We start from the raw sequence: 12136 nt of genomic DNA on the forward strand, positions 1-12136 counted from the left end.
CATTTTTACAATGTAAATTAGTCTAGCTCAACAAGGTTCTTCTCGAACTCTGCGTGTTGCTTCTTAACTTCGTCTTCTGGCTCGCCAGTGATTAGGCTCACGATAACGATAGAGATAGTCGATAGGATGATTCCCGGTACGATTTCGTAAACATCGAACCAACCGCCCGTGAACTGTTTCCAAAGTACGATAGTCACACCACCAACCACGATACCCGCTAGAGCGCCGTTACGGTTCATACGAGACCAGTACAGGCTCAATACGATAGCTGGACCAAATGCCGCACCGAAACCTGCCCATGCGTAAGATACAAGGCCAAGTACTGAACTGTCTGGTGTCATCGCTAGTACAAGTGCAATGAGAGAGATTAGGATTACCGCGAAACGGCCTACACGAACGATCTCTTCAGACGTCGCATCTTTCTTAAGTACTTGCTTGTAAAGATCTTCTGCAAGAGCAGATGAAGATACTAATAGCTGTGAATCCGCAGTACTCATGATTGCCGCTAGGATTGCAGCAAGTAGGATACCTGCGATTACTGGGTGGAACATAGCATTCACAAGAAGCATGAAGATCTTCTCGCCATCGTCTAGCTTAGGAGCGCCAGAGTTAGTCACGTAGATTAGACCGACAAGACCCACTAGCATTGCACCAACCATAGACAGTGCAGACCATACCACCGCGATACGACGCGCTGTTGTTAGGTCTTTATTGCTACGTGTTGCTTTGAAACGAGCAAGGATGTGTGGCTGACCGAAGTAACCTAGACCCCATGCCGCTAGCGAGATGATCGCGATAGCAGAAAGTGGCTCGCCTTTCGCATCATTCCATAGCGTTAGAAGCTCTGGGTTGATGTTGTGTAGGTCAGTAGACAGTTGGCCAAGGCCACCGTTCATTGCTGCGATTGGTACAATCAATAGCGCAGCAGACATCAATAGACCTTGAACCAAGTCAGTCCAAGATACCGCAAGGAAACCACCAAACAGGGTGTACGAAACCACACATACTGTGCCGATAATTACCGCTGTTGTGTAATCTAGGCCAAATACCGTTTCAAACAATTTACCACCCGCTACCAAGCCTGAACTTGTGTAGAAAAGGAAGAATAAAAGGATAAAGAAAGCAGAAATTGTTTGGATCAGCTTAGAGTTATCATTGAAGCGACGAGATAGGAACTCAGGCAACGTCAGTGATTCAGTTGTAATACTGTAAGTACGCAGACGCTTAGCACTGATTAACCAGTTAGCCCAAGTACCCACAAGTAGGCCACCAGCAAGCCAGAATGCTTCAAAGCCAGCAGCGTAAGCGTAACCTGGTAGGCCAAGTAGCAACCAACCACTCATGTCTGATGCACCAGCAGAAAGTGCAGCAGGCCATGGACCTAACGAACGACCACCTAGGAAGTAGTCGGTTGAGTTAGATGTACGTTTGTAAGCAATAACACCGATTGCCAGCATCATAACTAGATACGCAATGAACGTCGTCGTTATTGCAAAACTGTTTTCTATCATTTGATAGTCCTCATTTTGTAGAAAGCCTTCCATGCCTAATTCAATGCAAAGCACTCACCGTAAAGGCAAGCAAGTGCATTGAGTTAGGTATTCAGGCTCCAAAGCACTATGAGTTAAATCCACAAGTGTTTAGAGCCAGTATTACTGAAGGTTAGTGAGCTTCGCTTCCAAGTTCGAGCAAGGTCGCATTACCGCCCACGGCTGTTATATTTATAGTTCGCGTACGCTCGGTAATGAAGCGCAGCGATAGGTGTGGATCGTGAGCAACATTCATTGCCGTTAGATCCGTTTCAGCTACTAAACCGACGATTGCACCGTCACGCTTAGCAAGTTGTAAATTGATAGCTTGAGCCGTTTGTGAGTTACCCACATAACCCGCACTTCGTACATCGCAAGACAGCAGCTGTTGAGCAGCGTCATACGAGGCAACCTGTACCAAGTTAGTTGGCAGATTCGCTTGTTTCGCGGCGTCAGCAATTAAGGTGTTGAACTGCACGTCATCACTGCACAATTGAACGCTGTTACCAGCCAACAGTGCAGCAGTAATCATTGCCGTTGCGGTTTGCAGTGCGGGCACTTTCTCTTCGCAATCATCAACAATCACCAAAGCCACGCCACGACCTGCAGCATATAGCTCGTTGGTTTCGCCCGTAGGACCCGCCATGAGGTGATGTTCAGAAAGCAGTGCAGATGCTTGCTCTAAATGATAAGTCGCCACTGCTGCCAAAGGCGCAGACTGACTTTCGATCTCTGATTTGAATGAAAGTACCTGAGCACTCTTATGATCAAAGTCGGTAAGATTCCATTGTTCCCACGCTAGCAAAGCATCAGAAAAACCTGTCACTTGATGAACCATGATACTGCTCCTTATGCCTTGTCTTGTGATTGAGAAAACTGAACATCAGTAAAGCGATATAGGTAGTGAGGACCACCCGCTTTAGGACCTGTACCCGACAAGCCTTGACCACCAAATGGTTGAACACCAACAACTGCGCCCACTTGGTCACGGTTGATGTAGCAGTTACCCACTCGAACGTGTTTTTCGATCCAACGGTAAGTTGTTTCGTTACGGCTGTGGATACCCATGGTTAAGCCAAAGCCCGTTTGGTTAATTTGGTCTACCACTTGCGCCAACTCACTCGCCTTGAAGCGAACGATGTGCAGCACAGGGCCAAACTGTTCTTCTTTCAAACAGCTGATGTCATCAATTTCAAAAGCACTTGGTGGAACAAAATCACCATGTTCACAATCCGTACCTAGAGAAAGTTGAGCCACCTTCTTCTGGGTATTGGTCATGTTTTCTAAGTGCGTCATCAACTTCTGTTTCGCATTTTCATCGATAACAGGGCCAACATCCGTTTTATGTAGATGTGGAATACCAACACTTAGCTCGTCCATTGCACCGTGAATCAATGCAATTACGCGGTCTGCAATGTCTTCTTGGATGTAAAGCACACGTAGCGCAGAACAACGTTGACCTGCAGAAGCAAATGCAGAACGAATTACGTCACGAACCACTTGCTCAGGCAGTGCGGTACTGTCGACGATCATTGCATTTTGGCCACCCGTTTCCGCGATAAACGGAACTGGCTTAGCGTTACGGCTTGCCAATGACACATTGATGCGTTGCGCTGTTGGGGTTGAACCCGTAAAGGCAACGCCCGCAATTGCATCGTGGCTGGTTAGCGCACTGCCGATCTCAGCACCACGACCTGGAAGCAACTGAATGGTGCCAGCAGGGAAACCCGCTTCGTTCATCAGTTCCACCGCGCGAGCTGCAATCAAACTTGTTTGCTCAGCAGGCTTCGCTACAACCGTGTTACCCGCGACTAGTGCCGCTGTAATTTGGCCAAGGAAGATAGCGAGAGGGAAGTTCCAAGGGCTGATACAAACGAACACACCTCGACCTTGTCGTGAAGCGATTCGAGTCTGGCCGTCAAAACCTTTTAGTTCGAAACCTTGTAGGTTGTCCGCTTGTTTTGCGTAGTAACGACAGAAGTCGACTGCTTCACGTACTTCATCAACACTATCGTGAATTGTCTTACCCGCTTCTTGATGACAAATCGCCACCAGCTCAGCAAGGTTGTCTTCCATCAGATCAGCCAGCTTCTCAAGCGCAGCCGCTTTGGTTTCAACCGAAGTTGCGTTCCAATCAGCGAATGCCGCGTCTGCGCCAGTGATCGCTGCGGAAACATGATCAAGGTTGGCGAAAGCCACCTGACCGACATTAATACGACGATCGTAAGGTGCCGTGACTTGTTCAACGTTTTGATCTGCCTTGATCATGCTTTCGGCAAGAGATTCACCGTTGATCACAGGGCCAGCAGTCCATTGATTGTTAAGGAAAGACTTAACCTGCTCTTCGAATTGATGAGCTTCACTTTCGATATCAATGTTCACACCGTAAGAGTTCTTACGCTCAGGGAATACCGCTGGCGGCAGAGGAATCTTAGTGTTGTTCAGCGTATCGAACGCAAGAAGCATATCGACTGGGTGCTGTGTCAGCTCTGCCACAGGGCAGCGAGCATCAACCAAACGGTGGACAAACGAGCTGTTCGCGCCGTTCTCTAGTAAGCGACGCACTAAGTATGGCAGCAGATCTTTATGGCTACCAACTGGTGCGTAAATACGTACCGACTGTTGGTACGCTTCCATCGCATGGTTGTAAAGAGAATCACCCATGCCGTGTAAGCGTTGGAATTCAAAGTCTTTATGATCAGTCATTACTGCAATTGCAGAAACGGTGTGAGCATTGTGGCTCGCAAACTGCGGGAAGATATTGCCACGAACACTTGGGCTCAATAGGTAACGCGCACAAGCAAGGTAAGCTACATCTGTCGCTTCTTTACGTGTGTAAACTGGGTAATCTGTGAAACCAGCCTGTTGTGACCATTTGATCTCGCTGTCCCAGTACGCGCCTTTCACCAAGCGAAGCGGGATTAGATCACCCTGCTCTTTTGCTAGGCGGTTTAGCCAAACCAGAACCGGAAGCGCACGTTTTGAGTAAGCTTGAATAACCAGACCAAATTTACCCCAACCTTTCACAAGGTCAGTACGGTACAGTTTTTCAAATAATTTAAGAGAAAGCTCTAGGCGATCTGCTTCTTCAGCATCAATCGTAATTGCAACATCAAGCTCAACTGCGCGGCGCAATAGTTGCTCTAACGTGTCGCACAGTTCATTTAGAACACGGTCTTCATTCGCCACTTCATAACGTGGATGAAGGGCAGAAAGCTTGATAGAAACAGACGGTGCTGGGCTCGATTTTGAAGAGACGTATGTGTCTCGACCTACGGCTTCAATCGCCATTAGGTAATCTTTGAAGTATTTGTTTGCATCTGCCGTAGTCAGTGCTGCTTCACCTAGCATGTCGTATGAGTAGGTAAAACCTTTATCACGCATAGACTTACCGTTCTTCTGCGCTTCAGCAATGCTGCGGCCAAGAACGAATTGGTGACCCATCACCTTCATTGCTTGGTGCATCGCTTTACGAATCACCGGCTCAGAAAGCTTGTTCACTAAACGGTTAACCGCTTGACCTGCACTCTGCTCTTTAGATGAAAGTCCAACCACCTTGCCCGTTAACATCAGACCCCAAGTGGATGCGTTCACAAACACCGAGTCAGAATTCTTAAGGTGAGACTTCCAATCCGCAACGCTTAGCTTGTCGCGAATCAGCGCATCAGCCGTTGCTGAATCAGGAATACGCATCAAGGCTTCCGCCAGACACATCAGCAAGATGCCCTCTTGAGTATCTAAGCTGTATTCAAGCAACAGTGCATCGATCATCTGGATAGAAGTCTTATCCGCACGGATAGCTTCGATCAATGATGTCGTTTTCTCTGTGATTTGCTGCTTTTCAGACTCAGAAGGGGTAGCTAGTGGCAGAAGTTGCTCTAGCCATTGGGTTTCATCCACCATATATAATGGTGAGATAAGCGACCATAGATCAGCAAGCGGCTGCTCGTTGAATTCTGGCTTTAACACATCAGTAGCTGTAAACATGCGTTTTCCTTAATCTCACACCCGGAATTAGCCCGGGGATCTCTACAATGGCTGCAGTGTATTTAGAGTATATAAGGATTACTTGTCAAAAACTCCGAGTTTTTTGCTAAAAACTCGCTTTATTAACAAAACAAACACAACGTCACATATGAAACTTTAAAATAATATGCCGTTTTGTTTCACTATTTAACAGAAATTTTCTTTTTGTATTGGGATGGTGACATGCCTTGAAGGCGTGAAAAGGTGTGGGTAAAGGAGGATTGACCAGAGAATCCAGCAAGTTCCGCAACTTGTCCAAGGCTCAGGTTACCTTGTTCGATCAGGCGGCGAGAGCGGTCGATACGCTTGCCTAATACATATTGATGAGGAGTAATGCCCATTTGCTCTTTGAATAGCATGTGGAACTGGCTCTCCCCCAAGAACACACTGCCTGCTAGCTGCGCGACTGAGATCTTATTTGCGAGGTGTTGCTCGATGTAACGATCCAGCGCTTCAAGATCGAAACGCGAATCCTTGATTGAGGTTTCAAACGCCGAGATGTGTCTTTGCATCAGTGCGATCACCGTATCATTACAGGCACGGCTCAATAGTAGATCATCAGGGCTTGCCTGCATCTCTTGCACCAACATATGGATAAGCTTTTGAATTTGCGCGTCTAATTGGAAATAGACGTTTGATGACTCAAGCTGGTTAATCTTCTCTAGCATTAGAGGGTCGTCATCGGTTGGCACAGGCATATTTAGTACCAGAATATCCGACTGACCAACCACGCCACCGAAAGCATGATCAGAGCTTGCTGTCACCACACATCCTTGGCCGGGGCCGACAAGATTGCCCTTACCACTGACTTCAAATTCCGCCTGACCTTTTAGACCAATCACCACCTGAGAATAATGGTGCTCGTGGCAATCCATATGCGATGGCAAGGTAATGATCTCTGCGGGACGAGGGCCAGTAAGGCCTAGCGGAGACAAGTCTAGGTTTGGAAAGGGTAAAGGTTTTGGCATGACAGCAAAGTACTCAAGTCAACATAGTAAGAATAATACTCTGAAATCTGCACAAGATGAATTTGTAAATGATCATGAGAGTCATTTCCTAACCTTAATGGAAAGATCATCACTGCGATCATCTTGATCATGCCTCCGGAAAGATGATCAAGAGTGTATAAACTACGGGCATTGTAAAACCAATCGTTCCGGTGGATTAAAAGGCTTACAACGCAACTCTACAAACACCCAGAACCATGTCATAGATAAATACTTCTACGTTCCAACATAACGAATAAATTTTCTTATATAGCTCAAATATTTTGCTTTAAACCTGTAAAAAGTGTATCCGAAGTACCGAAACTTGGCTTTTGAGTAGATTGGATAGCAATAAAACGGTATAAAGACGGGTACTGTGTTAATTGCTAATAACTAGTGACTCACAACTAGGAAGTAGACACTTTATTAACGAGCCAATTTCAATCTACAAGTTGCAGGGACCTATGACTAACTTTCGAATTTCAGCGCTTTTACTTGCGCTATCCCCACTTTGGGTATCTGCATCGGTATCCGCTGAAGAACTGAATCAAGTCGATCCCGTTTCAGCTATCGATGCAAAGCTAACAGAGAAAAACTCAGATATTGAGCGTATTTCAGCAACCAAAGTATCGGCGACTGAGAACCTAAAACAACTACAAAACAAAAACAGTAAGTTGTTGCGCGAAGGTGAAGAACTTAAGGCAAAACGTAACAGAGCCAAGTCTGTACTAGACAAACAGTACAGTCGCTTACTTGAAGATCCAGAAACGGATCTGGTCTCTTTCCAGAAAAGTTACCAAGATGCATGGGCTGCGGTTAAAGAAAATCAATCTGCTCAGTTAGACAATCAACAAGCGATGAACGAGGGTGAAATTCACCTTTCTCAAATCAAGCAAAAGCAAGCTCGCCTGAATAATGAGCTGGCAAACTTGAGAGAGTCAAAAGTTGAAGCTCGCGTAAAACGTATTGCAACAGAACTGCGTGAAAGTGCGGTTCTTGAAACCAGCTACACCACCACATGTTCGTCAACAATGACACTGGGTGAGTGTACTGCGCAGGGTAAACACCTGACCAACCAAAAAGCCGTGCAAACGTTCAAGAGCCAATTACTTGAGCAGCTCACAGAAAGCACACTAGCGAAGCAAAACTTACAAGGCGTTCAGCTGAACATCCATGTTCAAGACAGCCAAGCAATCAAGAGCGGCTTCTCTGGTAACAGCTCTTACTTCATGCAGATGCAAGCTCAGCTTCAAGCAAAACCTGAAGCGGTTGCTGCGTGTAACCTATTGAACGTTTCAACCCGCTACTGTTTAACAGGCAGCAATGCAGCGGTTGTTAAAAAGAGTGACAAACAGTGGGCTAACGTGACGGTACGTTCTGATCAATACAATGATTCAGTGACTATCAACGGCATCAAGTACGGCAGCACGCCTCTTGAGGTTGCGCTACCAAGCGGTCGTCACCAAGTAACCATTTCAAAACAAGGTTACGAGTCTTACAACCGCACAGTTACCGTCAACGGCAGCGACACTATTTGGGTTAAGCTTCTTCCTAGCAAAGAAAGCTAAACACCCTTTCTACATAGAGCTAAGCCGATATAAACGCTTAGCTCTATATCAGATAGCCGTGCCTATTTCACAAAGCTGAATGAACACTCGCCATTTTGTTGATAGTTATAAACTGTATGATCGTCATAAACTTGTACGGTCATTATAAACAGTAGCTGCAGATGAAATGGCGTTGTCGTTTAGAATATTCGATTAACCTAAATTACGATTGAAGTAGCCCATCATGCGCCAAGGTCTTCCTACTCTATTATTTGCACTTGCTCCCTGCTTAATGACGTCAGCTGTTTTTGCTGAGGCAACGCCACCAGCGATCGCGTCATCTGTCACCGACATTGAAAGCTCACTTTTCGAAAAACACGCCGACCTCACGGCTGTTAAAAAGAAACTGGCGGACAAGCAAAACCAAGTCGACAATCAAGCACAGCAAACCGCCCGTTTAGCTAAGCAATCTGCAGAAGCAGAACAAAAACTCGCGACGGCGAAAGCAAACCTAGAGCAAGACTACACGCGTATGATTGATGAGCCCGATTTCGATATCTCGCCAGCTCAAAACCACTTTCAAGACGCTTGGAAGGTAGTCAAAGAAGGCAAGCTTGCGATTTCAGACTCTGAGCAGAAGCAACAAGGCTTGATGATGGAGCTAGAAGCAATTCAAGCGGAGAAAGCAGCCGTAGAAGCTTCAATCGCAAACCTGAATCAAGATAAGCTCAGAGCAAGAGCCGAGCGACTAAGAAACGAGATCACTCAAACGGAAGAACAAACGGTCAGCTTCACTAACCGTTGTAGCAACGACATGACACTAGCGCAGTGTTCTGATCAAACGGTGACCTTGGCACTGCAAAAAGCGGTAAAACAGTTCCAACACAACCTTGTCGACAACGCGACTGAATCGAAAACAGTAAAAGAGCACTTGGCGTCTGCTTCACTGAACATTCACGTTTTACAGCACAAGGTGAAATCCTCAGGTTTCTCTGAAGATAACCGTTACCGAGCGGTGATTGCTGCAAATCTAGAAACTCGTCCAAATAAAAACACACCTTGTCGCCTGTTGGGTATTCAGTCATCAAACTGTTTCACACAAAGCGATCAACAAGCCAACGACCAGCAGAAAGAAGTCGCTTGGGTTAACTTGGTGGTTCGTTCCAACCAGTACAACGATAAAGTGTCGATTAACGGTGTGAACTATGGCAGCACGCCAGTTGAAATCATGCTGCCAACCGGCCAACACATGGTGACGATCGAAAAAGAAGGTTACCTTTCTTTCCACCAAGAGCTGAAAATCGCTCGCGATCACAACCTAAGAGCCGTACTACAAGCTAAACAGAATTCACTGAATGTCGGTACTAAGTTTGCCGACCCTATGGGCAACGACACTCAGAGCCCAGAAATGATTGTGGTTGGCTCTGGTCGCTACTTGTTAGGTGAAAACAATGCCAAGCAAGTGACAATCAAACAACCTTTTGCATTAGCCGCTACACCGACTCGTGTTCAAGACTTTAAAGCGTTCGTTGAAAGCACTGGCTACCAGACAGACGCAGAGCTGATGAACACCTGCGACACCTTCGTTAATGCCGAGATCACCACCGTTTCTGACAACGACTGGCAGAGCCCTGGCTTTAAGCAAGCGAATAACGCTCCAGTGGTTTGTGTGAGCCAAAATGATGCCAAGGCATATACTCGTTGGTTATCTGACAACACAGGTTTTACCTACCGTTTACCAACACCACAAGAATGGGAAGCAGCAGCAAGAGCAGGCCAAGACACCAACTTCTGGTGGGGCAACGAATTCCGCTCAGGCAAAGCCAATACAGGTTGGGCAGGCACACCTTGGTCAAACGTTAGCACATCTCCGGTTAAATCATTCTTACCAACGCCTACTGGTTTCTACGACATGGTGGGTAACGTATGGGAATGGACAACCACTCAGAAAGGCTTAGCGAAGGGTGGAGCTTGGAGCTTCTCTCCAGAAGAAGCGAAAGTGTATAACGAACTGAACGTTGCACCTTCAACCGCAGCCAACTACCTAGGATTCCGAGTATTGCGAGAGCTGTAAGCTCTCCATTACTTGCTGAAGTTTTAAAATATTTACTCTAGGTTCTCAATTCTCACATTGAGCAGCGTTTATAGGGGAATTCCCCCCTTATGCATTAGCATTCCTAGGAGTAGATTCGTCGATAGAGTAGTAAGTCACTCTGGGTATCTAACTGATGCCTCAGTTTAATTTGCATGACCCTCGTGAATTAAACTGAAAATCTTCTACATGTCGACAAGGCATATCTTGTCTTTGGCCAGCCCCTCTTCAGGCTGGCTTTTTTTTGCCTGTTTATCACCCTTTTCGTTTATCTATTCCCCGTGATTGAAGCAGTTCATCAGCAATCCGTTTAACGGATATTCAACCCGAAATTCCAGTTCCGATTTCACTCTCGAATTACCATTGCAGCGCTATAAGAAACTGATATCATCGTTATACTTCTGATTACGAGATAAAACCTTGCCAGATCCACTCAACTCCATACATCGTTCTTTATTTGAACAACTTCCAGGCTGCTGGGGCTGCAAAGATACTGACTCGGTCTTCGTATATGCAAACCTTGCTTACAACCAACTGATTGGCTTAAAACCGGGCGAGACGTGTACTGGCTTGACCGATTTCGATATGCCGAGCCAAACCATCGAGTGCGCTCAAGATTTCAGAGCTCAAGACAAGCATGTGATGGATACACGCAGCACGCTCAAGATCCTCGATATTCACCCCTACCCTGACGGCCGCTGGCACGCACACATATTCACCAAAACTCCTTGGCTTGATGCCGAAGACAAGGTGCAAGGCACGATTTTCTATGGCCAAGAACTGACAGACACGGCGATTCTAGAGGTCGGTCATTGGGTATGTCAGGCGACATGTGCCAAAGACAATCAGGCATCGATTGCCGGATCAAAACCGCGAGTATCGAAACTGCAAAAGAAGCTAACAGCAAGAGAATCAGAAGTGTTGTTCTTACTGCTTTTCGGTAAGAAACCCCAGTACATTGCGCTGACGTTGAATATTTCAATCAAGACCGTCGAAGGCCATGTCGCGAGGTTAAAGCAGAAGTTTGATGCGCGCAGCAAAAGCCAGTTAATAGAATATGCGTTGGATTCAGGATTAGGTTCTGTGATTCCCGAGACCCTACTCAAAAAACAGATCTCGGTGGTTCTACACAGCGACTGATTGATGGTTCTCCACGCTCGTATTCAGATGAAAGTACAGACGAAAAAATACCGTTGATGTGAGTAAACACAAAATCAACGGTATCTTTTAAATGGTGTAACAGGCTAGAACTACGGCGCTAAGCGATCAATATCCCAGCTGTTGTCTTGGCGTGAGAACAAGAAGCGGTCATGTAAGCGGTGTTCACCACCTTGCCAGAATTCAATACTATCAACACGCACACGGAAACCACCCCAGAAAGAAGGTACAGGAATCTCACCTTTCGCAAACTTCTGCTTCAACTCTAAATATTTACCTTCCAAGATACCACGAGCAGAGATGCGGCTACTTTGCTTACTTGCAATAGCAGCTAACTGGCTCTCTTTTGGACGTGAAGAGAAGTACTTCATGTTTTCCATCGCGGTCAGCTTTTCAGCCGTACCCGTGATATGAACTTGGCGCTCAAGAGGGTGCCAAGGGAAATGCAGGCTGATTTTGCTGTTATGCTCAAGTTGATGCGCTTTACGGCTACCTAAGTTGGTGTAAAAAACAAAACCGTCTTTATCGACATTCTTCAGTAGAACAATGCGTTGGAATGGCTGACCATTTTCATCAACCGTAGCAACTGTCATGGCAGTAGGGTCAGTCAACTTAGCTTCGATGGCTTGCTCTAGCCATAGATTGAATTGCTCAATCGGGTCTGCGGCCAAGTCTTTACGTCTCAATCCACCCTTAGCGTATTCGCGACGAATATCTGTCAGTTCCATTTGGTTGCTCCTTTTAATTTTTTTGTGATTTTGCGCCGTAATCCTTTGAAACACAAGTCTAAGCCTTGGT

The 12136-nt window shown here is 46.2% G+C and carries 8 protein-coding genes; 3 read left to right on the forward strand and 5 right to left on the reverse strand.

Annotated features, from left to right (window positions below):
- Positions 1-17: 17 nt before the first annotated feature.
- The 4 genes from putP to FLM53_RS15725 all read right to left on the reverse strand — a co-directional run bounded on the left by putP (position 18) and on the right by FLM53_RS15725 (position 6523).
- On the reverse strand, positions 18-1544 hold the full coding sequence (putP, locus tag FLM53_RS15710; RefSeq protein ID WP_176679088.1) for a sodium/proline symporter PutP: 1527 nt from the start codon (positions 1542-1544) through the stop codon (positions 18-20).
- Positions 1545-1662: 118 nt separating this feature from the next.
- Positions 1663-2367, reverse strand: coding sequence for a 1-pyrroline-5-carboxylate dehydrogenase (locus FLM53_RS15715; protein WP_176679087.1), 705 nt, complete (start codon positions 2365-2367; stop codon positions 1663-1665).
- 11 nt (positions 2368-2378) lie between these two features.
- Positions 2379-5516, reverse strand: a complete 3138-nt coding sequence (gene putA / locus FLM53_RS15720; RefSeq protein ID WP_176679086.1) for a bifunctional proline dehydrogenase/L-glutamate gamma-semialdehyde dehydrogenase PutA — start codon at positions 5514-5516, stop codon at positions 2379-2381.
- 182 nt (positions 5517-5698) lie between these two features.
- The gene (locus FLM53_RS15725) at positions 5699-6523 is read right to left on the reverse strand and encodes an AraC family transcriptional regulator (protein ID WP_076650541.1); all 825 of its coding nucleotides are present in this window, start codon (positions 6521-6523) and stop codon (positions 5699-5701) included.
- Positions 6524-7005: 482 nt separating this feature from the next.
- Between FLM53_RS15725 and FLM53_RS15730 the strand changes: the two genes are divergently transcribed.
- The 3 genes from FLM53_RS15730 to FLM53_RS15740 all read left to right on the forward strand — a co-directional run bounded on the left by FLM53_RS15730 (position 7006) and on the right by FLM53_RS15740 (position 11320).
- Complete coding sequence (locus FLM53_RS15730) at positions 7006-8109, forward strand: PEGA domain-containing protein (RefSeq protein ID WP_176679085.1); 1104 nt, start codon at positions 7006-7008, stop codon at positions 8107-8109.
- 223 nt (positions 8110-8332) lie between these two features.
- Positions 8333-10162 (forward strand): formylglycine-generating enzyme family protein, encoded by a 1830-nt coding sequence (locus tag FLM53_RS15735; RefSeq protein ID WP_176679084.1) that lies wholly within the window; start codon positions 8333-8335, stop codon positions 10160-10162.
- Between the two features lie 438 nt (positions 10163-10600).
- Complete coding sequence (locus FLM53_RS15740; protein WP_176679083.1) at positions 10601-11320, forward strand: helix-turn-helix transcriptional regulator; 720 nt, start codon at positions 10601-10603, stop codon at positions 11318-11320.
- Positions 11321-11430: 110 nt separating this feature from the next.
- Here FLM53_RS15740 and pdxH read toward each other — a convergent pair whose 3' ends face one another.
- Positions 11431-12066 carry a pyridoxamine 5'-phosphate oxidase gene (pdxH, locus tag FLM53_RS15745; protein ID WP_017061203.1) on the reverse strand — a complete coding sequence of 212 codons (636 nt, stop codon included), beginning with the start codon at positions 12064-12066 and terminating at the stop codon, positions 11431-11433.
- Between the last annotated feature and the right edge of the window lie 70 nt (positions 12067-12136).

This window comes from Vibrio sp. Scap24 (genome assembly GCF_013394185.1).
GTDB lineage: Bacteria > Pseudomonadota > Gammaproteobacteria > Enterobacterales > Vibrionaceae > Vibrio > Vibrio pomeroyi.